The 24014-nt window shown below is 50.7% G+C and carries 20 protein-coding genes and 1 riboswitch; of the genes, 10 read left to right on the forward strand and 10 right to left on the reverse strand.

Features of this window, described 5'->3' with window-relative positions:
* The first annotated feature begins 15 nt into the window (after positions 1-15).
* Together MRJ96_09960 and MRJ96_09965 are read left to right on the forward strand one after the other, a co-directional pair.
* Positions 16-1575, forward strand: a complete 1560-nt coding sequence (locus tag MRJ96_09960; protein MDR4501761.1) for an LTA synthase family protein — start codon at positions 16-18, stop codon at positions 1573-1575.
* Positions 1576-1589: 14 nt separating this feature from the next.
* Positions 1590-3215, forward strand: coding sequence for a hypothetical protein (locus MRJ96_09965; protein MDR4501762.1), 1626 nt, complete (start codon positions 1590-1592; stop codon positions 3213-3215).
* On the opposite strand, the gene MRJ96_09970 is transcribed toward MRJ96_09965, so the two are convergent.
* The 5 genes from MRJ96_09970 to MRJ96_09990 form a co-directional block, all read right to left on the reverse strand.
* Positions 3188-4732: a glycosyltransferase family 39 protein gene (locus MRJ96_09970; GenBank protein ID MDR4501763.1), complete on the reverse strand. Its 1545-nt coding sequence runs from the start codon at positions 4730-4732 to the stop codon at positions 3188-3190. The two genes, MRJ96_09965 and MRJ96_09970, sit on opposite strands and share 28 nt — an antisense overlap.
* A gap of 73 nt (positions 4733-4805) precedes the next feature.
* Positions 4806-5540, reverse strand: coding sequence for an SDR family oxidoreductase (locus tag MRJ96_09975; GenBank protein MDR4501764.1), 735 nt, complete (start codon positions 5538-5540; stop codon positions 4806-4808).
* Entirely contained in the window at positions 5537-6925 is a 1389-nt protein-coding gene (locus MRJ96_09980) for an FAD-binding oxidoreductase (protein ID MDR4501765.1), read from the reverse strand. Before MRJ96_09980 ends, MRJ96_09975 begins: the two co-directional genes overlap by 4 nt.
* 13 nt (positions 6926-6938) lie before the next feature.
* Complete coding sequence (locus MRJ96_09985) at positions 6939-8414, reverse strand: UbiA family prenyltransferase (GenBank protein ID MDR4501766.1); 1476 nt, start codon at positions 8412-8414, stop codon at positions 6939-6941.
* 15 nt (positions 8415-8429) lie between these two features.
* Complete coding sequence (locus tag MRJ96_09990; GenBank protein ID MDR4501767.1) at positions 8430-10157, reverse strand: hypothetical protein; 1728 nt, start codon at positions 10155-10157, stop codon at positions 8430-8432.
* 381 nt (positions 10158-10538) lie between these two features.
* Between MRJ96_09990 and MRJ96_09995 the strand changes: the two genes are divergently transcribed.
* Positions 10539-11606, forward strand: coding sequence for a hypothetical protein (locus MRJ96_09995; protein ID MDR4501768.1), 1068 nt, complete (start codon positions 10539-10541; stop codon positions 11604-11606).
* A gap of 51 nt (positions 11607-11657) precedes the next feature.
* On the opposite strand, the gene MRJ96_10000 is transcribed toward MRJ96_09995, so the two are convergent.
* Genes MRJ96_10000 through MRJ96_10010 form a run of 3 tightly spaced genes read right to left on the reverse strand, consistent with a single transcriptional unit; the run spans position 11658 to position 14939 of the window.
* Positions 11658-12941 (reverse strand): DUF2029 domain-containing protein, encoded by a 1284-nt coding sequence (locus tag MRJ96_10000; GenBank protein ID MDR4501769.1) that lies wholly within the window; start codon positions 12939-12941, stop codon positions 11658-11660.
* Between the two features lie 56 nt (positions 12942-12997).
* Positions 12998-14020, reverse strand: coding sequence for a DUF362 domain-containing protein (locus tag MRJ96_10005; protein ID MDR4501770.1), 1023 nt, complete (start codon positions 14018-14020; stop codon positions 12998-13000).
* Between the two features lie 4 nt (positions 14021-14024).
* Positions 14025-14939: a hypothetical protein gene (locus tag MRJ96_10010; GenBank protein MDR4501771.1), complete on the reverse strand. Its 915-nt coding sequence runs from the start codon at positions 14937-14939 to the stop codon at positions 14025-14027.
* Between the two features lie 341 nt (positions 14940-15280).
* On the opposite strand from MRJ96_10010, the gene MRJ96_10015 reads away from it, so the two are divergent.
* Entirely contained in the window at positions 15281-17095 is a 1815-nt protein-coding gene (locus MRJ96_10015; protein MDR4501772.1) for a hypothetical protein, read from the forward strand.
* Between the two features lie 10 nt (positions 17096-17105).
* Here MRJ96_10015 and MRJ96_10020 read toward each other — a convergent pair whose 3' ends face one another.
* On the reverse strand, positions 17106-17828 hold the full coding sequence (locus MRJ96_10020; protein ID MDR4501773.1) for a class I SAM-dependent methyltransferase: 723 nt from the start codon (positions 17826-17828) through the stop codon (positions 17106-17108).
* A gap of 36 nt (positions 17829-17864) precedes the next feature.
* The gene (locus tag MRJ96_10025) at positions 17865-19094 is read right to left on the reverse strand and encodes a glycosyltransferase family 2 protein (GenBank protein ID MDR4501774.1); all 1230 of its coding nucleotides are present in this window, start codon (positions 19092-19094) and stop codon (positions 17865-17867) included.
* A 273-nt stretch (positions 19095-19367) separates the two neighbouring features.
* Positions 19368-19449: riboswitch (cyclic di-GMP riboswitch) on the forward strand.
* A gap of 607 nt (positions 19450-20056) precedes the next feature.
* On the opposite strand from MRJ96_10025, the gene MRJ96_10030 reads away from it, so the two are divergent.
* The 6 genes from MRJ96_10030 (at position 20057) to MRJ96_10055 (ending at position 23962) form a co-directional block, all read left to right on the forward strand.
* Positions 20057-20230 (forward strand): Flp family type IVb pilin, encoded by a 174-nt coding sequence (locus MRJ96_10030; GenBank protein MDR4501775.1) that lies wholly within the window; start codon positions 20057-20059, stop codon positions 20228-20230.
* Positions 20231-20368: 138 nt separating this feature from the next.
* The gene (locus tag MRJ96_10035) at positions 20369-20554 is read left to right on the forward strand and encodes a Flp family type IVb pilin (GenBank protein ID MDR4501776.1); all 186 of its coding nucleotides are present in this window, start codon (positions 20369-20371) and stop codon (positions 20552-20554) included.
* A 416-nt stretch (positions 20555-20970) separates the two neighbouring features.
* Entirely contained in the window at positions 20971-21156 is a 186-nt protein-coding gene (locus MRJ96_10040; GenBank protein MDR4501777.1) for a Flp family type IVb pilin, read from the forward strand.
* 97 nt (positions 21157-21253) lie between these two features.
* Positions 21254-21688, forward strand: a complete 435-nt coding sequence (locus MRJ96_10045; GenBank protein MDR4501778.1) for a pilus assembly protein — start codon at positions 21254-21256, stop codon at positions 21686-21688.
* Between the two features lie 41 nt (positions 21689-21729).
* On the forward strand, positions 21730-22800 hold the full coding sequence (locus MRJ96_10050; protein ID MDR4501779.1) for a pilus assembly protein TadG-related protein: 1071 nt from the start codon (positions 21730-21732) through the stop codon (positions 22798-22800).
* 100 nt (positions 22801-22900) lie between these two features.
* Positions 22901-23962 (forward strand): pilus assembly protein, encoded by a 1062-nt coding sequence (locus MRJ96_10055; GenBank protein MDR4501780.1) that lies wholly within the window; start codon positions 22901-22903, stop codon positions 23960-23962.
* The last annotated feature ends 52 nt before the right edge of the window (positions 23963-24014 follow it).

Raw genomic sequence — 24014 nt, forward strand, 5'->3', positions numbered from 1 at the left:
GCCGTGAGCTGTTAGATGATTCTGTATCCGGTGATCTTTGCAATCTGGGTGGTCCTGGGAGCCTATGCGCCCCATCTACAGGTTGGTGAAGTTCAGTTTGACGATATTTCACGAGCGTTGGTCTTGGTTCCTGCCTGTACCCTTCTGACCTGGGGAGTATTGGGATATCTTTCCAAAAACTGGAGCCTCAGCGCGTTATTCGTATGGGTCAACCTGATACTCCTCTTTACCTATAAAGCTCAACATGAATTCTTGTTAGAACATGTTCCGGAATGGATGGGATCTGCTGCCAATTTTGTGGTCGGCCTAGCATGGATTGCCGTGTGTGGGGTCGTGTATCGGGTGAAAGATGGCGTAGAACACGCCACAAAGTTTCTCAATATAGCCAGTGGATGTTTGTTGGCTATACCGCTTTTCACAATCTTTGCGCATTCTTCGGAAGTTTCACTTTCCTTGGTCGACCCCGCAGCAGCAGAGCCAGAATCATCGATGAGGACTGAGCAAAATTATGAAGATAATCAAAGTCGTTCTTTGCCGAATATCATCTATATCATTCTGGATGGCTATGGTCGCGATGATGTCCTGAGAGAGTCTTATGGGTTTGACAATTCAGGGTTTTTGTCAGACCTGATGGAAAAGGGATTCTATATCGCGAGAAACAGTCGAGCGAATTATGCGCAAACGACTCTTTCTCTGGCGTCGACTCTCAATTACCAGTATTTGGACCCTGTCGCACAGGAATGGGGAGTCGAGACCCGCAACCGAAAGCCGTTACGTCAGCTCATACAGCACAACCGTCTTGTCAATGTGTTAAAAAAACACGGGTACTCCACAATAGCATTTTCATCTGGAATTTCATTCACAGAATTACGAGAGTCTGATTCCTATCTGGTTCCAGCCAATGCCCTCAATGAATGGGAAAGTTTTTTCTTGTTACAAACTCCGGTTCCTGCCTTCATGAAGACGGCGCTGGATTATTCTCTGTATGACATACATAAGGCCCGATTACAGTACGTGTTCGAGAACCTTCCCAAGGCTCCCGTGACCTCTGGGCCACGGTTTGTCTTTGCGCATATCGTCGCGCCGCATCCGCCATTTGTGTTGGGCCGTCAAGATTCGTATTGGCAACAGGCCAATACATTCTCATTCAGGGATGGCAGCGAGTATCGATATCATTATGATGTGACCAGCGCAGAGTACCGGAAACGCTACATTGAACAGGTCAAGGCGATTAATCAAATGATGAGGATGGCCTTGAGCCAACTGCTTGCCGATGCCGAACGTCCTACGGTCATTGTGTTGCAGTCGGATCATGGGCCTGGAGCCGAACTTGATTGGGAAGATCCGAACAACACGTCTTTCAAGGAACGCTTGTCAATCCTGAATGCCTACCATATCCCTGATGGCGAGGATATCGGACTGTACCCCAGCATCAGTCCTGTGAATACATTTCGTCTCATTTTGAATCATTACTTCGACGAATCATTGCCGTTACTCCAGGATGAAAGTTATTTCTCGACAATGGATCGTCCGTACGAATTTCTCTGGGTAACGGATCAGGTCAGAACCGAATAGCAGGTGAGCCCTGTATGAACCAAGAGCACACCGACCGCCAAATGATAAAAAGACCATACGTCTTTCATCCAATCCTGTTCGCGATCTTTCCGACGGTCTTTCTGTATTGTTACAACTATGGACACGTGACATTTAAGCAACTTTTGATCCCACTTGGATTGAGCATGCTTCTTGTGATTGGGGTGTGGTTTGGGCTGGAAATTTTGTTTCGGGATCGAGTGCAGTCGGGCGTGGCGACATCCTTGTTTTTGTTGCTTTTTTTTGGCTTTGGACATGCAGGTGAGTTGTTGCCGGGAAGTCTTACTCTGCTTGCCAAGTATGTAGCGTTGCTCATTATCTGGTCTATTCTATTTCTATGTTTCCTGTGGTGGATGAAGCGAACAAGTTTTAATCTTCTCCCCTTCTCGAACTGGCTCAATTGGGTAGGGCTCATCCTGCTCGGAATACCGATTGCTCCGAGTGACCTCATTGCTGCTCCAAATTGGATGGCTCCTCAACAACTACTGGTGAGCACGAAACAACTCCCCCAAATAGAAAATATACCGAAGCCTGCATATCTTCCTGATATTTACTACATTATGGTCGATGGTTATACGGGACAAGATGTTTTGCTGGATGTGTTTGGATATGACAATCGCCCGTTCTTGGAGTTTCTAAAAGAAAAAAAGTTTTATGTGGCAGAGCGTGGACAGGCGAATTATTGTCAGACATGGCTATCGCTATCGGCTTCGCTGAATTTGAACTATGTCGATCAGCTAGTGGATGTGCCGAAGCTCTTGGCATCTGATGATCGAATTCCACTGCGTATGCTGATTCAACACAATTGGGTTGTCAGGTTTCTCAAGAACTTTGGATATACGTTTGTATCGTTCGAATCAGGCAAAGCATTTACTGACATGGAAATGGCAGACATCGTACTTCCTCGGCGACCGGTCGTAGATGAGTTTCTTGAGACATTAGTTCAATCCACACCGTTATTGGGGTTATTTTACGTCGCGAAGTCCCTTGAGGGCGGGCGACATCTTCCTTTGCCCTCAACGGCGTATCAGGCCCACCGAGATCGGGTGGCCTATGCTTTAGCGCATGTGTCGACTCTCTCAAATCATCAAGCGCCGTTGTTTGTATTCGCTCATATTTTGGCCCCTCATCCACCATTTGTATTCGGTCCAAATGGAGAGTCGATCGAACCTGACCGTGAATACGGGATTGGCGATGGATCACATTTTTTTGAGCAGGGCGGGACTGTCGAGGAGTATCGGCTAAACTATACGGGGCAAATTCAGTACCTCAATGCCGCACTCATCTCTACGATCCAACAAATCCTCGATCGATCCGATGAGCCTCCTGTGATTATCCTTCAGGCTGACCACGGTTCACGCATGAGGTTAGATTGGAATGATTCGACAAATACCGATGTACGGGAATCATTCTCCATCATGAGCGCTTTGTATCTTCCAGGCGTCGAGTATCAAGCTGCTTATAATACTATCTCTCCAGTCAACACATTTCGTCTCATCTTCAATGCCTATTTTGGGACAGAATTTCCTATCCTTGAAAACAAAAGTTACTATTCGACATGGGAACGGCCTTATCAATTTGTTGATGTCTCCGATCAAGCCTTCTCGATGTACAGTGAATAGGCCTCACGCTTTCGTTCCAGTTGATACCGATTCTTGAGGAAATCTGAGAACTGTGGAAACGTATCAAAACGGGATATGTCGTAGGGAGGAATCCAGGTATCGTGAAAAACGACGATTGCGGCGGGTTGTAGAGCTTTTAATGCTTCGATGAATTCCCGTCGGAGATTTTGAATATATGGCTGATCTGTTCCAGTAAAAAATTGAATGTCATAGATAAATCGCGTGGGTTGTCGCAGGCCGAGCCGATAGAGCGCATGAATGCCACCCGTCGTTGAATCCAGTACTTGCACGGTTTCGGCTTCATTCAACTCAATTGCAGAAAGATCAGCAACAAGTTGAGTGACTGAAGGCTTCTTGGTCAAGAGAATATCATCGTGCCCCCGGGAATTCACGATGGCATTGATGGTCATTGGGAGCGCTAGGAAACACAAAACCGTCGTTATTCCATGTCGGATGAATCGATACCTCTTGAGAGTAAATGAAGAAAAGAGGATCGTAATCATCGTGAAGAAAAAGAAATAGAAGGGCTCAAGATGATACGGCCATCCTTTGCCTTGAATGATATATTGGAGTGCTGCATAACTGGACCCCAAAAGCAGAATCAGGAGTCGAGGATGGTTGAAAATAGGTTTCGCGAACCAAAATAATGGCAAAGAGAGGAGACAGGCGGGCAGGGCTAATTTGAGACCACTCCAGACCGTCAGGAGCAAAGCCGTTGCTGTGGCTCTTTCAAGTCCTCCGTATAGCGGAAGCCAATGGGTCACCATCTCCCAAAAGGCATAAATGCCGCCTGTAATGAGTACCCAGGTCAAGGCCAGGATTGGACCGATGCATGCCCCGGCGAAAAGCCTTATCAGCTTTATAGGAGCCATACTGTTTTCATGCTGAGACAGATAAATGTAGAGGATACAAAACATGCCCAACAAGAAAGACGCTGATGGCTTAATCGTCATCGCCAGTCCAAGAAAAAATCCCGCCCAAAACAGAAAGTGGCGATGCTCTGTCGTTTCTAAAGACAGAGCCATGTAATGGGCGGAGAGCATCAGGAATGGACACATAAGGAAGTCTCGCTGCCCCATTTGGGATGGTCCCGCTGATAGGTGAACCGCCATGTAGAATAAGGCTGCAAAGTAGGCTTGGATGCGACCATACGAATGACAAAAATGGCCGATAGTCCAAGCTGAAAATGTTAACCATAGTAGATCGAACATTCGCCAAGCTATATCGCTTTTCCCGAAGGCTGATAGAACGGCCATGTGGATGACATACGTTCCAGGCATGTTCATGTCAAAGAGGTCTCGGTAAGGAACTGCCCCCGATAATATTCGTGAAGAAATGTAATGCATCAATAATGCGTCGTGGAGCAGTGGCCAATGAATCGACCGAAACATGGCGTAGAGGCAGCCAGCCGCCAAGAGCATGACGGGGATATAGGATAGTCTCTGTTCGTGAAATATCTGGACGAGATTCCACGGCGATTGAGTCGTGACGTTGGTCCGAGAAGTTGGGACTAGCATGATGAATCAGATGAGGCTGTGTGTGAGAGGTATACTCGAGAAAACGATCCTGTGTGTGACGAGCGAAGCTCGATTAAAGGTTAAGCGTTTTGAAAACACGTTCAGGAATACTTTGTATGACCTTCATGACTATTGACCAATAATACGGGACATAGACCACATCTTGAGGATGATGAAGCACGTGATATATTCGTTTTCCAACGACTTGAGGGTCGGCAAATAAGAGGTTCTTTTCTAATTGTTCCGTCATGGGAGTATCGACCATGCCCGGCTTGATCGTCACCACGTGAACATTATGTCGGGTCAACCGATTTCTGAGGCCTTGCAGGAAAAGGCTGACGGCTCCTTTCGCGCTACCATAGACGTAATTACTCTGACGCCCGCGATCGCCCGCGACAGACGTGATGACGGCAATACATCCACTTTTCTGACGTTCGAAGTAATTTCCCAAGATCGTTAAGAGTGAAATAACGCTGAGACAGTTCGTCGTAAATTCTTGTAAGGCCTCTTTCACACTTTCTTCGCTACGTGTTTGGTTCCCGAGGGTTCCATGGGCGATGAGAACCGAGTCGAGTCCTTGGAGGCGATCAATGGCGGTGTCGATCACATGTTGATGACGATCGAGCTGACACACGTCCACTGCCATCCCATAAACATGTTTGGCACCTCGTACGAGCAGGTCCTGTTCGAGAATTTGTAATTTCTCTTGGCTTCTGCCGACTAGAAAAAAGTCGGCCCCATCGTGGGCTAAAAGCTTAGCTGTTTCGTGGGCGATGGCGGATGTTGCGCCAATGATGAGTGTCTTCATGTTACGGTCTTCGTGAGATAAGAGGTTGAGTCGAATGCATGACTGGTTGATCGTTCAGGTTTATTCTTGACGGTATCCGTGGTTCGTCTCCAAAGGTTCGAAGAAAACTTGGGATCTTTATACTGGCAATAGGTACGCCATTGAGGAAAATAGGTTTGAAAGTCTTCAGCAGACATTCTGGCATCTTTTGCCGGATAGACAGCGCCTCCGTATTGTCGAACCACCTCGTCAAGTTTGTTGAACAGAGAAAGTGTTTCTTCCCCTACAAACGGAAAATCCAAAGCGAACGTCGTTCCGGGTCTGGGAAAAGACAAAAGGCCTGGCGAGGGGATATCGCCAAACTTCTTCAAGACGCCGAGAAATGATCCTTGTCGCGCGTGGTTGATCAGCGTGAGGAGTTCTCGAATGCCGTCGCGTTCATGTTGTGTCGGGATGACGCACTGGTATTGGAGGAATCCTCGTGTCCCGTATATGCGATTCCAATGTTCAACGCGATCCAAGGGGTAAAAAAATGTCTCGTAGAACTCACGGCCCTGTTCCGGGTCAGGTGCTTGGTGATGAAAATACAAGGTGTTGAACAGTTTCAATGTGTATCGGTTCAAGAGGCAGGCGGGGGCGTCGAAAGGGATGGTCAGCCGTGGCGTAGAGTCCACGGGACGCGAGGGGACCTGATCGCCTATCGCATGGTTGCCGCGCATAAAAATGCCCCGTCCTAATCGACGAGGTCCTGCCAGACAGTCAAGCCAGGCGACGGTATATTCGAAGCTCCGGTCGGAGTCGACGGTTAGTGCAAAGAATTCATCAAGTGAGGAAAATCTCATTCGCTCGATGTCCATGTAGGCGTTGTGGATGGGTTTGAGTTGGATGTCGGCCCACAGGATGATTCCTGTCAATCCTAACCCTCCGATCGTGGCTTGAAAGAGCCCAGAATGTTCGTGTGGCGAACAGCGTAATCGTTCACCATTCGATCGAAGCAGTTCAAACTGAAGAACATGGCATCCGAATGTTCCCGCCCGATGGTGGTTTTTCCCATGAACATCATTTGCGATCGCGCCACCAATGGAAACGTGTTTCGTGCCCGGTGTGACAGGTGGAAACCATCCACGGGGAACAAAGGTTTCAAGAATGTCAGCGATGGACACTCCACTTTCACATCGTAAGATGCCATGTTGCTCATCAAATGCCAGGAAATGTCGAAGTCGCTTGGTGAGCAACAGGATGCCTTCATCATTTTGACAGCTGTCTCCGTAGCTTCTTCCGTAGGCGTACGGAAGGACTGGGTCTTCCCAGTCGTCAAATGTGACAGCTTCATTCCACCGGTCGAGCGAATGCACTTTCCGGGGATTTGTCTTCGGATATCGGCCCCAGGAGGAAAAGTTCGACATGCTTCTTATAGGGTCAGAGTGCAAAGATGGCCACCAGTCCCATCACAACAGCGATAATATAGCTTTGTGGATCTTTCAAGGCTAAGACCAATGGATCATCATCGAGAGTTCCTCGATGCGCCAGGAGATAGTTGCGACTGATCCAATAGAGTAGAAGTGGACATGCCAGCCACAACGCCTTGGGATTTTGGTAAAGAGCTCGAACATCCTGACTGTTAATGTAGAGCGCGAGAACCAACACGGAGAGATAACCGCTGATGACACTCATGGTCCCAAGCGCATGTTTATCTAGTCCTTGATAGGCACGCCGTTCGAGTGCTTGTTTCTTCCCCACTTTCCGGTAGTGAAGCTCCAGGTGTCTTTTCGTGAATGCTAAGCTCAAAAACAAGAACATCGAGAACGCCAAGAGCCAAGCTGAAATCGGCACATTGATCGCGAATCCCCCAGCTAAGACTCTTAACGAGTACAAGGCTGCGAGGATGAGCACATCGAGGATTGCCACTTGTTTGAACAAGATGGAATAGCCGGTCGTGGTGACCACGTAGAGAACGAGAAGGGAGAGAAAGGCGCTCGGCAGTGTGGCCGTCGCGATTGAGACCGCACAGAGAAAGAGGATGGGGCAGAGCGCAAGACCATAGCGGATGGACAAGACCCCACTGGCAAAGGGGCGAAATTTCTTCTTGGGATGTCTTCGGTCCGCCGGGAGGTCCAAGAGATCGTTGAGGATGTAGATGCTGGAGGCACAAAGGCAAAACGACAGGAAGGCCCACGCGGTTAAACGAACGGATTCCCATCGAACGAAATGATGAGAGGCCAGCAATGGGAGGAAAACCAAGACATTTTTGACCCATTGTCCCACGCGCAACGCGCGTACGATATTCTTGATCGAATGCGACTCTCGACGGAAGACATTCGTGACGGTCGAGGAGTTCGCGGCATTCGTGAGGACGCGAGGAGTAGGGTCCACGAGCAACGCGCGTTTGGCGGAGGACCACACGGGAAGATCGGTTGCACTATCACCGATGTAGTCAAACCCTTGTTCTCCAAACCGAGACACGAGGGCTTGCTGCTTCCGTGGCCCGGAAAGATTGACGATTCCATCGCTGGCCAACACTTCTGAGAAGAGTCCAAGGTGCGCCGCGATTCCTTCCGCTGGCTGGTAATCAGATGCGGTGGCGAGTACAAGCGTACGTCCTCGTGCTTTTTCTTGCCGAAGAAAGGCCAGGACGTCTTGACGATAGGGCAAACTACTGGGGTCCAAAATGACTCGTTCGGCTATTCGACGTTTCAATGCTGCGCGTCCCTGAAGCAGCCAAAATGGAAGTGCCATGAGGAGCCAGGGTTGTAATTTGAGGAGTACAAGCAGCGACTCCCATAAGACATCTGTGGCGATAAGGCTCTGATCCAGATCGACACATAACGCCTGATCGTTCCTCGCATCAGGTACTGATTCGAGCGGAATCGATTGCTCTGTGCTTGGCGCGTGCATTGACATCTTCGGCTGTTAAGACTTCTCGTGAAAACCGGTCTTGAGAACATCCGTTGGACCCAAACGAGGTTGCTCGGTGGACGGCACCGTTTGAGCCTGAATGTTCACGGACGCTTGCTTATCTAACCCGAGTTTGGCGAACGACGCATGGGACTGGGCCTCAGCTTTGGCTGTCTGGAGGGATTGCTCGAATTTGAGTTCTACTCTGGGAGGCAATCCTTCTTGAAAGGCCTCGAGCGCGGCATACATTCGTGGCAGAGCTTCTTGGTTGAGGGCGTAAAAGCTCACGTACGGCTCTGCTGGAGTCAATCGTAATTTGCTCAAATGCAATGTGGCGACTCGCGTCCAGTTTGGAGGAACACTAGGAAACCACGAGTCATAAATGATCGCGGTGCGGACATTGTGAGCACTGGCGAGATCGTTCATCCAATGTTCCTGCTCTCGGTTGGCTCGGGCGTAGAAGGCTTCTAAATTTCCGAGTCCCCACAGGTCCAAAACATAATTCGAGTTTCCGTACGATGTGAGTCCTAAGTCGTTCACGGCGATTGGTTCATGATGGAAATCATGAAGAAATCGCCGCATTTGGTATTGCTGCTCATAAATGTTGTTGGAAGCGATAGGTGTGAGCAAATTGGCGATCAGGTATTGATGGGCGATAAAGACCAAAAGCACTGCGGCTTGCATGCCGATCCAATAGTGACGATGCTCAGCAAAGAAGTGAAAAAAGAAATCGCGGTAGACATAGAGCAAGACCACTAAGAGGAGGGCCATGACATACGCATCATACCGGGAAACTTGGATGAACAAACTGGTATCTCGCAAAGGAGCGGTCACAAGGTGACTGATCGTAATGACGGCTGCCCATACCGCCAGCAGCTTATCGAAGAATGGACGGCCTTGGTGGATGAAGACACCGGCAAGAAATAACAATCCGCACACGAGGATTGCGCCGGCGCGTGACTGGAGATTGAGCGCGGCCCGAAACACGCTAATGCCCCAGTCCCCTCCGTTTGTATGGGTAAAGGCTTTGACAATGACAGAATTGGGTAACCGTTCGAGTCCGAGAGACATGAGAAACCAAGAAAACCCTCCTAACAATGAAAAGGAGATCACGCTACACCAGAATGCCGCCTTATAGTGTCGACGAATGACCAACACGCCAATCGTGGTGAGGGTGACGATGACTCCCTCATAACGAATAAGAGGCTCGAGAACGATGGCCACGAGTAGCCACCAGGGAGGGAACCCTTCCAGGTTTTCCACTATGAGACCCGCTGCGATCAGAACCGTCACGAATATTTGTAGGCAGTGTTCCATCCCGGTAAACGATAATGCGACCAGATTGGTGCTGAGCATAAGAACAATGACTGTGCTGGTGGCGCCCCATTGATTCTTGATGATTCGTGCGGACAGATGTCCCAGAACGATGAGCGTTCCCACGCTGGCGATCATGTTCAAAATCAAAGGGATATACGGGGCGATGGGGAGCGGGGTGAACGGTGCCAGCAGGAACGGCCACAGAATACTCGAAGAGGGAGCCGAGTATTCAGAAAGATTAATCCCGTAATGACCTTTGGCGATATTTTCGGCCAGGCCGAGGTGGATGTACGGATCGTCGAGCGTGTAGAGAAAATGGCCGGAGTTGACGTAGAGAATCATCAGCGTCTCCGAGACGCAAAGTCCGATGAATACCATAATCGGTATGTGGTAAGCGTTGATGGAGTGAGGGGGCTGGGTCGTCAAGGCACGGGTATCCTTCTAGAGACAAATTGGCTCTCTTGTTTATCGGTCAAAGCGGGAAAAAACTTATGGTTTTGCAGGCAATGGACGCCGATGTGACACAACCGAAAAGAATGGAACATTCACGCTCGTCTGGATCGTTGTGGACACAGATCTCTTGGTCCTGCGCGAGCTTGTTGCAGGTGGCAAAAAGGATAAATCGTGCGCCATCCATAAAGAAAACCTTCAGGAAGGGCGATACACACATTGAAAGCCGCGATGAAAGCATGCGGCCACTGATGCTGTAGACAGTGAAATGGGTGTTCACTGTCGCGCTGATAACGGCTTGCCCTGATTGGCGTGCTTGTCGCCACTCATGATGTACGGACTAGAATTTGTCAAAAGATGAATAGTCGCAACAGTCGATTTTCCGAGTTCACGAATAAGGAAGCGTTGTGCCTGCTGCTTGGAGCGCTGCTCTTGATGATCTATGGAGTCATGTCGATTCACCAGGCCTTTCCTCCTCATCCTCATGAAGAAACAGATGGAGAAGATGCTCGAATGTATAGCCGGGTTATTGAGCGGATTCAGGCTGGCGAGCCCTACTATCTCATCGTGGGTGAGGAATTGCGGACTCGAGGCTATGCTTCTCGTCCTTTTTTCAATTGGCGGTTACCGACAATTGCTTGGACAATTGGACATCTGCCGCAAGCTGAATGGGGCAGGTGGCTCTTAATCCTGTTAAGCGGGATTTCACTGTTGCTCTGGTTCCAGGTAATGGAGCGGGAAGTCGGGTTTCGTTTGGCTTTAATGGGATCGGTATTTTTATGTGGGCCCCTGCTGCTCTGTTTTAGTGAGCAGGGATTTTACTATCATGAACTCTGGTCTGGTGTCATGATTTCTCTGTCGCTTGCCGCGCGTGCACGGGGAAACACCACGATGAGTGTCATCATCGGGATACTGGCCGTTTTTATCCGAGAATTGGCCCTACCATTCGTGTTAGTGATGCTCTTTTTAGCATGGAAAGAACGGCGACAAGCGGAGACGCTTGGATGGCTCGCGGGAGTCACAGCCTTTTCTTTTGCACTGACCTATCATGCTTCGATTGTTTCGGGACTCCTGACTCCGATTGATCAAGTGAATAAAAGCTGGGTCCAATTCGGAGGATGGCCGTTTGTTCTCAGCACCGGGAACTGGAATGTATTTTTACTGATCGCGCCGCAATGGGTCGTGGCCATCGTGTTACCCTTAGCATTGCTGGGAATGATGGGACGCCGGGGGGATGATGGACTGAGAAGTTCACTGACGATCCTACTCTATTTTTTGGCTTTTCTCGTGGCCGGGAGAGGGAACAATGCGTACTGGGGGATGATGTATGCGCCATTAGTGTCTCTCGGTCTTTTATATGCCATTCCGTCGCTCGTCGATCTCATGAGGAACGCATGGTCACGCACGGGGGTGGCAGGTGGCTGAAGTCGCTCTAGCCATGTTGGGAGAAGGCTTGGGAAAAACCGGAAAGACCTATTAGGCTGGCGAAACGGCTTGGGTAATCCGGTCTCGTCGATGGTCCATCTTCCAATCGAGTACCAGAAAAATCCAGAACAGGAATATGCTCCAAAAATAGGCCGATCCAATCGTCAGTGTGACGAGGAAAGACGAGTCGGCCAGGGGGATTCGGATGAGCGGCACCAGCAATCCTGGGATGATTCCGCATGCCAACAAAATTTGTAGGGTTCGAATCCTCCGAGCCCATCGCGGTTCATGACGATCCGTGTCTCGTTCCATTTCGACGAGAAGGCCGGTCAGGGGACCAAGAAGAAGGAAGAGATAGTAGGTCCATCCGAGAGGTGAGATAAGAATCGCGCTGATGATTAAGATGGCGAACGCACGATCGATATTTCCTGGCGAGGAGTCGTTGGCGGCAATGTATAGCGCTATCCCTCCACAGAAGGCGCTAAGAATGACCCAGGCAGGATAGACAAGGAATTCACCAGGGTGTGCGATTTGATACATGGGATTCTCGATCAACGTCCGTGAAAGTATTCCCCACAACGAACCGTTCATGCCTGCCCAATGCCAATTGATTTCCGAAATTTTTTCAATCCACGCAACGTGAGGCGCTATTCCAAATACGGCGACTCCGATCCCAAATGCGGCTCCTAGGACGCCCAAAAACCTTCCAATGGCGCCGTACTGGCGTTTAAAGAAAAAATACGGAAGAAAGATCAGAAGAAACAGTTTCAGGCTGCAGGCGATCCCAAGATAGATCCCGGCTTTGTTCCATTCGTGATGTCTAGTGTGAATCCAAGCTATGGTTACGGGGAGAGCCAGCAAGAAGGAGAATTGGCCTGTCACAAGATGTGCGCCGGTTCCCGCAAACGCCAAGAATCCGATGACCAATACGCGTGTTTGATTGACTGAGGGGGAATAATTCAGTTCCTGTTTAATCCAACGTACGATGAGTAGAAACGCAGAGAAGTTTAGGACATGCCAGGCGAGCAAGGCCGCCAGTGGGGGCAAGTAGGCGAGCGGGAGAAGTAGAAGATGAAAATGAGGTGGATTGAGGTTCCAAAACTGTTGTCCGTAGTCATCGGTTAATTGGATAAACGTCGCGAGGCTCGGCCCATACATGTCTTGACCGTCGAGGAATGCGACGGTCGCGTAGTAGAACTTTCCGAAATCATTCATATGAAAGAACTGCGCCATGGTCCAGACATACGCCGTGTCCCAAAAAACAAGGACAGCAAATGCGATCGTGAACCCGATAAACCAGAGGGCCTGAGTCTTCGATGCTTGAGTGCCACCCATCGAAGATGAGTTCATGTCGTGTGTGTGATGTGCGGGGATCATGTTGAGCCGCTGGCTTACGATTGGAGCCTGAGCCCGTCGTACGTGGGAATATGATCCAACAAGAGGAAGTCCTTGCGCAGCGCGGAAACGAGTTCACCCCGTTGCTGGATTGCAGAGTCGTGGATAGGACCGAGCCAATTCGAAGCCGTCTCCAAGTATCCAATTTTATGCGGATTGATCCCCATTAACCGTGAACAGGTGGCATCGACCGCTGGCAGATTTCTTCCCATCACGAGCACTCCGGTGTGAACGGGCGTTCCCATGATCGGTCCGTCACCTTCCATCCCGATAATGCCATCTACGATGGCAAAGTGGGGCTTTAATGTCGCGGTAATATCCAAGATGGATTCGTGAATGCCCATGTGATGCAGGACATTTTTGGGCCACCCGTAGAACATGCCCGGCATCACGCCAAAAAGGTTTTTCATCGATAATGTGACGCCGGCCCAATGATGAGTCTTGAGCTTCGCCAGAGAGACAATCCAGTCGATTTCTTGAAAAATCGCTGGAAATGTCAGATTGGCAAGTCCTGTCTGAGACCCTTGATTGGTGATGGAATACCCGCCTCCTTCGTTGAGATCGACGAACCGAATGTGATCATCGTAGAGCACTTGAGCCAGGCCTGATTCTTCCAGGATTTGCAGCGTGTCGCGCCGATGACCGGGGCCTTCTCCCACTATGACCAGTGCGGCGCCCAGTCCTAAAAAAGCTTCGATCGCCGCCCGGATGAGCAAGGGATGGGTATTGATATGGGCCGATTCCACGTGAGTTTCCACCAGGTTGGGTTTGAGTAAAATCCGTTTCCCGTGAATTTCTGATGGCGTGACCCCTAACTCTTGAAAGCCCGAGGCGAGGATCGACCGGAGATCAATATCATAGGAGTCTGCCTGTCCGATAAACGTCGAAGCTTTCATGCGGGGTTGTTGTCGCCATTGCATGACGCCAAGGCCAGTGGCGGCCATGACGCCGCTGGCCAGCGCGACTTTCAGGAATTGACGTCGAGTGAGTTCTGAGCTTTGTGCTGGTGTGGTGTCCATGGGGTTAGGTATTTCCGAGCGTGGCGTGTTGGGATGAATTGGACATATCAAAAAGGCTTTCAAGTCCCATGGTGGCGATCGCCGCCGCAAGAAGGAGGCAGTAGGCCGATGTCATGTAGGGGCCATAGCGCTCCTGTTGTTGGAGACACCGAGTAATCAAGGCACTCTTTTGGGCGGGATGAATGCTCCAGGCGGACAGCCCCAGAAGCGTCCATCCGAGCGCTAGAGGCGTTTGAAGATCGGGTAGTTGCAGGAGTAGGTAGTCGAGGCTGCGGCTGATACGGGAACGTGGGACCCGGCCCGCGAGGGCGTTCAGCGTCATGCCTGTGGTTTCTGGAAAAGGTCTGAGTTCTTGGCCCCAGACAAAGGTATTGCCGTAATTCCATCCACCATGCGGCAGTTGGCGATCGATCAACATTTCAGCGCCTTCCTGCACTCGTTCGTGTTCTCCATGCCCGGTAATGGTGAGAGCCAGCATGGCATGGGTTGTCGGACTGACCCAAGAATGGGTATGGGAAATCCAGGGCCATCCATGCAGTGAGGGATCGTGCGCGACTACGGAATCATCCTGTTCCGGGTCACGGGTCCAGTGATGGCCATACTGAGTGAGGAGAAATTGAATGGCTCGATCCTGTTGAGGTCGATACTCAGAAGATCCATGCCAGGCTAAGATCGCTAGCGGTGTCGGCCAGACAGCCTCAGGGTGATTGGGTGCGATTGGAACGCGTCCATCTTCTAACTGTCGGGACTTGAGAAACGTGTGATCGGAATGAAAGGGAGCTGTGCGTTGCCCACGGTGCTGATGTTGGAGAATGCACAATGCCCATGCGGTCGCCTCTGCTTGAGGGGCCCCTCCCATCTCATTCGCGAACCCTCCGGTACTCACGTGACGTTCCATGAGATCGTTCAGGTTCGTCATGAGGAAGCTCTCAGTGTCCAAGGCCATATCGTTGAGGAATATCCTGTGGGCAAAGGTTGAGAGAGCCCTCCCAGTCATCGAGATGCTGGACTCACACCTTTCTAGGGAATGTATCGGCCCTATGTTGTGGAGGCTTGAAAGGATTGAGGTTGCTGAGTGTTCCTGAAACTTACCGCTTAATGTGTAATCTCTTGTTCAAGTTTTGACGTCCAATCACCGAAACCACACCATCAGTTTATGAACTCCCGTGGTCTGAGTGACCTCCATCCTTTATGCTATTCCCGCAACAACCCCAGCCGCTCGATGATCGGACAGAGGACGTGTCCGAGGGGAGTCCGATCATGTTCCTGTTGTTCATGGCCTTCGTGATTCAGATTCTTTGGGCTACGCAAGGCCCGGTCGATCTTTATGACGGAGGGGTCGTTGATACCGATAGCTACATGCGGTTGAATCGCGTGCTTCATTTGGTGGAGTCTGGAGATTGGTTTGATTCCACCTACCCGAGGAGCAATGCGCCCTATGGGGAAGTCCAGCATTGGACCAGGGCGATGGACACCATGTTAATCCTCGGCGGCTCTCTTGGAAGCCTCGTTCTCCCATTTCCCACCGCACTGCATTGGTGGAGTGTGATGATCAGTCCGTTGTTCCAGCTCGCGGCTCTGCTCGGGCTGATGTGGCTGGTGCGTCCGGTGTTCAGCCGGGATCGCAGGCTTATTCTGGGAGGGACGTTTATCCTGCAGCCAGGCGTGATTTCCTATTATCTTGCCGGCCGCGTTGATCATCACGGTATTCTGTTGTGTTGTTTGATTCTGTTGCTGGGTTTTGCCTTCCATATGAGCATATCCCGACTGAACTGGAAAACGTGTGTGGCAGTGGGGATCGTGTCGGCTGTGGGGGTGTGGCTCAGCATCGAATTTTTGATCGGCGTGTTGGTGAGTTTCGCGTTTCTTGCATGTTGTTGGGTGGCTTACGGAAATGACTGGGCTCAACGGTTGATGATTGTGTCGGGCAGCTTGTGGGGCATGGCGACAGTTGCGCTCGTGATCGAACGAGGTCTCGGGCAGTGGAGCGCTCCTGAATTCGATCGATTTTCAGTCGTTCATTGGACGGTGTTTGGGCTCTTGGCGATCGTGTGGATGGTCATGTGGTTGTTGAAGGATTACAAAGACATCTGTGCGACGCCGAGACGTCGTTTGATCGCGGGTGTCCTGGGCGGCATTCTTCTCGTCGGGATCACTGGATGGCTGTATCCCAAAATTTTTCATGGCCCCCTCGTCGATGTCGATCCCAGAATCATGACGTTACTCTGGGATCGCGTGACGGAAACGCAGCCGTTGATCTCGACCGATCCGTGGCAGTTTGGCCGTTTGCTGTTCATGTTGGGCATCGCCCTTCCGGGCATCCCATATTTAGGATGGCTCATCTGGAAAGAAGAAGAGGCCCGTGCCCGACTGTTTTGGATCATGGTCGGAATCGCGAGCCTGGTTTATCTTCCTCTGGCTGTTCGAGAAATGCGGTGGATTGCCTACACAGAATTTTTGTTTGCGTTACCGTATGCGCACTTTCTTCACAAGCTTGTCCTTACGGTAGAACCGAAGTTGAGATGTCCATGGCAGGGTGTTATCAAGGCGACGATCGTGATGGTTGGAGCTTTTGGGTTTGTCATCGGTGGTTCGACGTTGATGGCGCAAGAAAGCAGTGCCGTTGGAGGGACGACGGCGGCACATTGTCCGGTGAAAAAGCTGTCAGAGTTCCTCAACGAACAAGACGATTGGGGTGACCAAGAACGAACCATCATGGCGTTCGTTGATTTCGGCCCGGAATTACTCTATCGGACTCGATATCGGGTCATTGCGACTCCCTATCATCGTAACGCCGCCGGCGTGATTGATACGTACGATGTGATGTCTGATGTCACAGAGCAACGCGCCAAAACGATCCTCACGACTCGTCAAGTGAATTTGGTCTTACTGTGCCCTTCTTCGCCGGCTGAGCCTGGATTCTACATGCGCAAAGAAAACGCCAAAGATTCGTTTTACGGCAGATTGCTCAAAGATAAGGAGCCGGACTGGATGGTGCCGGTCGTTTTGCCGCCTGCCTTAGCCGATCACTTCAAGCTCTTTGAAGTGAAGGATTCTTCTCCAGGCCACGTCTAAGTGAACAGTGTTAGGATGGCTTTCGCCAAGCGACCGTCAAGTAATGATTGGCGAAACCAAAGCACAGGGTGGCCTGCAACCGCTGCATAAAGGCTTTGGGATGGGTGAGATAGTAATGGCCGAGGTGAGGACGAAGGTCGGCCAGGCGTTTCTCTTTTCTACGTATGACGTGAAGGGGATTGAAGTGCTGCACTTGTGGCAGCCGGGCGATTTCCGTCAATCCGAACGGGGCCACGAGTCGTAAAAAGCTGTGTTCCGTGAAGTCGTGAAGATGGTGCGGATTGGCGTCGACTGTGGGAGTCGTGGGAACCGAACCAATGAAGACGCCGCCTGGACGGAGGAGCGTCATCAGGTGTTCGATGAGGGCCTGCGGGTCAGGGACATGTTCGATGGTTTCCAATGAAACGATGGAATCAAATTCCTCGACGTCTTTAAATGACATGGCGTTGGCTAGGTGAAAACGGATGCCTTGTTTGGCGTAATGTTCTCTGGCATAGGCGATTGTCGACTCACAACAATCAACGCCGATCACTTCCTGACTATGAGGGTTGTGTTCGCGAAGAATCTGTGATCCATAACCCACTCCACACGCGATATCCAGGATACGGCCGGGATGAAGCTGTGCCGCCGCGAACTGATATCGTTCCATGTGTAGTTGAAGGGTCAATTGACCAGTCACTTCTTCGGGTTCTAGTTGATCAGGTATCAGCCGTTCTAAACTATCCAGTGACATGAAGTATCCTTCGAAGTATAAGTCCGCACGCCGTGATTATTTATGCCGCATAAGCAGCAGACTGAGCAAAAAGCAGGAGAAGATCATCTCAATGCCCAGTGTGAGAGCTGTGGTGCCGGGAATGATCAGACGAAGACTTTCGGGATAGGACAGCGCGCCAAAATTTTGAATGTGCCAGTACCAGGTTCCGAGAGCCAATAACCCGAATCCCATCGATGTAATAAGCACTCCGCAGACGATCCCTACTTCCAATGAGAGCCGTTCTACCGTGTGTTCAAACAGCAGATCCCTGGGAAGTAAGCCTGCCGATATCGCGAAGGTTTTGGAAAACACGCCAAACGTCATGAGGTTGAAGCCCGTTAAGATCGCCATGGACGCGACGAGTAGGGTGTTGGTGTCGAACGTGATGTTTCCAAGCGTCAGAGGGCCTGTAATGAGAAACGTGCCTCCAAACATGCCGAGAAGAAAGAGAATCACCCCCGGCAAGACGAAAAGCCATCGTGGACAATACAACAACATGAAGCGAAGATGGCGCCAACCATCCCGCCATGTACGGAGGTGGGGAGGACGATTTCTGCCATCCTTATGGAGCGTAATCGGTATTTCAGATATCTTGGCGCCCAGGAGTGTGGCTTTGATCACCATCTCCGAGGCAAACTCCATCCCGGTGGCTCGGAGGTCAAGCCTTTGGCAAAATTCTCGTCGAAAGCCTCGCAACCCACAATGAAAATCGGTCACGGGACAATGAAAGAATATTTGCCCGATACGGCTTAATGCTGGATTGCCGATCCATCGATGGAGCCAGGGCATGGCCCCGGGGAGAATAGTTCCTCCAGCCTTTGGCATACGGCATCCCATCACCAAATCGTGGCCTTGACGAAGTTGCTCGATGAAAGGATAAATAGCCGTAAAATCGTAGCTATCATCGGCGTCGCCCATGATGATATATGTCCCGGTTGCCGCCGAAATTCCGGCCATGAGCGCAGCTCCATAGCCGCGTTCGTGAACGTGGACGACTCGCGCACCGCAGGCTTCCGCTTTAGCCTGGGATCCGTCATCACTTCCATTGTCGGCGACGATGACTTCCGCATGCAGATGATGCGTGGCCACTGCGAGATTAATTTTTCTCAGGCAGACCTCAAGCGTTTGAATTTCATTCAGACATGGCAACACGATGGAAATCTCTGGATTGATCGTCTGTTCCGTTTGAGTGAACGGTTCTACAGTTTCAGACAATGACTTCTCTATGAGAGATGGGGTGTTCATGCGAGGGCTGTGCTCAGGGGGCCAGATACCTATAGCGAGTACCGATGATACGCCTCATACAGCTAAAGATCGGTCAATTGAGGCGCACCTTGAGCAATGAACGCAGTGGCAGGTCTAAAGGGGGCGTTGCCAATGACCAGGGCAAATAAGAAGAATTGGTCACAATATGTATCATTTATAGTGAACGTACGTATCAGAAAAATCTTTCAAAATAATCGTCAAGTTTTCCATGCCCTATCCGATAAGCCAAATCACATTTGAAATTTGAACTCTCTCCCGAAAAGGCAAACCTGTCGCAAGGCAGGGACGCAAAGCCGTACGGATCAGTCGTCAGACTGATGGCCGGGCCGCCGAAGGGGAAGCCAGATATCTTGACGGGACTAGAGTTCTTAGACACGGGGAAGGAGTCTGTCTATGCCCTCAAGATTTTGGTCATGTTCTGACCCCACTCGGTTTGAAGAAGTTCTGCTCGGTGCCATGCCGGCGGAGCAGGTCTGGGGAAAGCCTTATGCTTTCGCCCATGATTCGACATCTCGGAAGACCGCTTGGAAAACCCTTTCCATCCCAGTCAAGTCGTCCAACAAAACATTCATACATCAGAGCCTTCATTCTTTTCTTCAAGCACGAACAAGACACCGATTGCGTGCGAAGAATATGAAATCCACAAGACGCCCAGGCCTCTGTCCTTCTCGATTTTGGCGAAGGGAAGATGACAGGCGCACGCTATTCTGGGTTGAACAACACGTGGAGATTACTGAAAAACATCAGCGTATGGTTGAGACGGGCCCCGATACGTATGGACAGGCACAGGGGCTCTGTGGAGAACGTAACGATCACAATCAGGTGACAGAAAATTGGTTCACTGGGAATCAGCTATGTCACACAGAAGGTCAGCGATGGCGAATCAATGGGCACACCATCGAACCTGACATCTATCCAATGTGCCCGAAAGGAGAGCAACTATGATGACTCATGCTATTCGGTTTATTCAAGATGATGAAGGGGCCACAGCGTTGGAATACGGACTGTTGGCAGCCTTGATCGCGGCGGTGATCATCGGTGCCGTGACCACCCTTGGTCAAGTCGTGAGCAATACGTTCAATAGCATTGCGTCTTCGATGAGCGCAGCTTCATAAACCACCATCGGGGGACCGATTCTACGATGTCTTATCGTCCGACTCTCGTTCTGAGAGTCGGACGATGGACGAATCTTCCTCCATGATCGTTTTGTCGTATTACGACAGAACGATGACTGAAGAATAGAGGTATACACCATGAGACATCTCACTGTACCTGCCATACAACAATTCTTCCAAGATGATGAAGGGGCCACAGCGTTGGAATACGGACTGTTGGCAGCCTTAATCGCGGCGGTGATCATCGGCGGTGTGACCGCTCTTGGTCAAGTCGTGAGCAACACCTTTAACAGTATCGCGTCTTCAATGAGTGCGGCCTCGTAACAATTTTTGAGTGATTGGGCTCTCATTTTTTTGACAGCGGACAGCTGCGAGCCCAGAGACAGTGAAGGCACGTCATATTCGTCGAGGTTCTTGAGCCGAAAGGCTTTCGGTGCTCTCGTTGTGCCCTGTGCTTCACACGAGAGAAGGTAACCATGCCAGGCAAGCTGCTGGCTTTATTCCTGAACATGGTTCACGGTGAAGCTTGGGGGCACGCACGGAATGCGGTCTTCTCGCTGCCTTGATCGAGACGGTGTATCGGATTTTTCGGGATACTAGGACTTGTGACAAATAAGTCGTTCGCTGGACCGGCTTTTTCGAGATGCGGGCATCCTGATCGCCCAGGGTATAGAGAGTGGATGAGTGCTCAATGTCAATGTGCCATGTTGGACCTAGTGTAGAGGCGAGGAGTCTAATTCATGGGAAATCGACTGGTTGAGATGGGTTCTCACATTTGGCTGAGTGAAGACGGTGCGACCGCGCTGGAGTATGGGTTACTTGTAGCATTAATCGCGGGGGTGATTATATCCGCCGTAACGACTCTTGGGCAGGTCGTTGGTAACACCTTTAACGACATTTCGTCTTCAATGACGGCCGCGAGTTAGGCTGTGACTACCGCTCGGTAGTGGGGGAGGCGAATCAGAGTTTCTTAATACCTCTCCACAGTTGCATCGTGGAGAGGGGGGCAGAGGGGGAGTGGTGATGAAAAACAAGTGGACAGACAGACCAGTGAGCAAACCATTGGACGCTCAGGCCGGTTTGGCGGCAATGGAATTTACCGTGTTATTGCCGCTTCTTCTATTGTTGTCGATGGGCGTCGTGGATTTCGGACGTTTGATGTATGCACAGGAAATGTTAGCGAACGCGAGCCGTGAGGGGGCCCGACAAGGCATCTTGCTCACGACGCCTCGAATCACACTGTCTGAGATTCAGACCGTCGTGCAGAACACACTGATGCAGCAAGGGTATAATCCGTCAGTCGCATCTGTAGAAGCCAACGGGGCAGGGGGATCAAGCGGGGCAGATCTTGAGGTGAAAGTCAATTATCCATTTGATTTCTGGGTTGTATCGAAGCTGGTGCCAGGCATGATGGACAGCATGACGCTTAGCTCCACCACGGTCATGAAAATGGAATAAATGGGAGAAAGATATTGTCCATAGGGGCATGAGGAAATGTGATGAAGAGAACATTTCATATAGCACAGATAGTCAATCAGCGCGGGACGATGGGGATGTATGCGGTCGTGGTCATCGGGGCATTCTTGAGTATTGCCGCGTTTGCGATCGATATTGGATATGCCATCGTGACCAAACAGGAGCTTCGTAACGTTGCGGACAGCGCGGCCTTGGCGGGAACCCGAGCACTCGGCCAATTGTATGAAGGATTGTCTCTCGGTGATCAACTGAGCTTTGTCCTGACGAGTGATCAGGAGGCCATCATACAGGCCGCTATCGCAGATATTGCATTGAAGAATTCCGCGGGAGGATTGAGCATTGTTGTTCCAAGTACGGATGTGCAGATCGGGAATTGGGACGGGACGACGTTCACCTCGACAGCGGCTCAACCGGCTGCCGTGCGAGTGACTGTCCGCCGTGATGGAGGAGCGAATGGCCCCATTTCGACGACATTCGCAAAGGTTTTTGGTGTGACGAGTCTGGAATTAAGAGCTAACGCCACCGCGGCGTTGCTGCCGATAGCCAGCGTTCCTCCTGGACAAGTCGATGTTCCCGTCGGAATCTCAAAGGAATTTTTCGAGACGCATGGCTGCGGGGATACGATCAAGTTTCACCCCACTGGTACGCTCGATGGTTGCGCGGGCTGGCATACCTTTGAGAATCAACCGGCCAATGCCGCGACTTTAAATGACATCTTAAAGAAATTAAAAACCGGACAGTTCACGAGTCCGGAAGTCATCGCAGGCCAAACGCAATTTGAATATATCGGCGGGGATGCGGCTTCGGCCTTTACCAACATGCAAAAGCTTTACGATTTCAAGAAAGATGCCAGCGGAAATTGGGAGACGTTTTTAGTGGTCTATGATCGAAGTGACTGTAACAATCCGACTGGTTCTCTCACGGTCGTCGGGTTTGCCAAGGCCACGGTCTATGCTGTTTCAGGGGCACCGAACAATGAAATCTTAGCGAGGATTGAATGCGGCGCCATACAGCAAGGTCGTCCAGGTTCGAATGCAGGCAACGGTGGTGCAGGGTTTGGCACGTTGAGTAGTGTGCCGGGATTAGTATCATAGCCTGACTTCCAAGGGCGTTTTCTTTTGCCAAGGGAAAAGAGAGAGTCCTGTGATGGCGTCAAGTTTATATGACTCGTGTTGAACATTGAAAGAGCTGAACGTGAGTATTCGAGCAATCTTCACAAATGAACGTGGTTCGATCGGTCTGTATGGCGCACTCGTGATCGGGATGTTTTTGGCCATTGCCGCGTTTGCGATCGATATTGGATATGCCATCGTCAGCAAGCAGGAACTTCGTAACGTGGCTGATAGCGTGGCTTTGGCCGGAGCGCGGGTCCTCGGTGAGTTATATGAAGGATTACCACTCGACGAACAAAGGAACTTCGTCCTCAATACATCACAGAAGAATCTCGTTCTTGCCGCGATGGATGACCTTGCGCAGAAAAATTCTGCCGGGGGGCTTTTCATTTCAGTCGATCATAGCGATATTCAATTCGGTCAATGGGATGGCGCGGCGTTTTTCATGACGAACCTTCAACCGACAGCCGTCGCGGTGACCGTTCGAAGGGATCGTATCGCCAATGGCCCACTTTCAACCTCCTTCGCAGGCGTTTTTGGCGTTGATAGCATGGCAGTGGCCGCTCAGGCCACTGCGGCGTTGCTGCCGATCGCTACCGCCGTCAGTGGAGAAGTTGATATCCCGGTCGGAATCTCTAAAGAATACTTCGAACTGGGGGGATGTGGGGATACGATCGAGTTTCATCCAACAGGTTCGTTAGTGGGCTGTGCCGGGTGGCATACTTTTGAGCAAAGTCCGGCGAATGCCTCAAAGCTCAAGGATATTCTTATTGAGCTCCGGAACGGAACTTTTGCGGCCCCAGAGGTTATTGCGGAGGAGTCACAATTTATATTTATTGGGGGGAATGTCGCCTCCGCTTTTAGCGAACTGGAAAATCTGTACGATACGAAGAAAGACGCCAGCGGAAATTGGGAGACATTTCTCGTTGTGTATGATCAGAGCGATTGCAATAATCCACACGGCCCCATGACAATCGTGGGGTTTGCCAAGGCAACCATTTACAGTGTCCAGGGTCCGCCAAACATGAGAATTCTCGCGAAGATCGAGTGTGATGGCATTCACAAGGGCCGTCCGGGATCCAATGCGGGGAATGGTGGTCAAGGATACGGAACAAAAAGTAGCGTCCCAGGGTTAGTGTTGTAGGGGTTCCCTAAATTTCTTTCGATGATCGTGCGAAATCCATCAGGTTCGGCGA

This window comes from Nitrospirales bacterium (assembly GCA_031315865.1).
Classification (GTDB): domain Bacteria; phylum Nitrospirota; class Nitrospiria; order Nitrospirales; family UBA8639; genus JAGQKC01.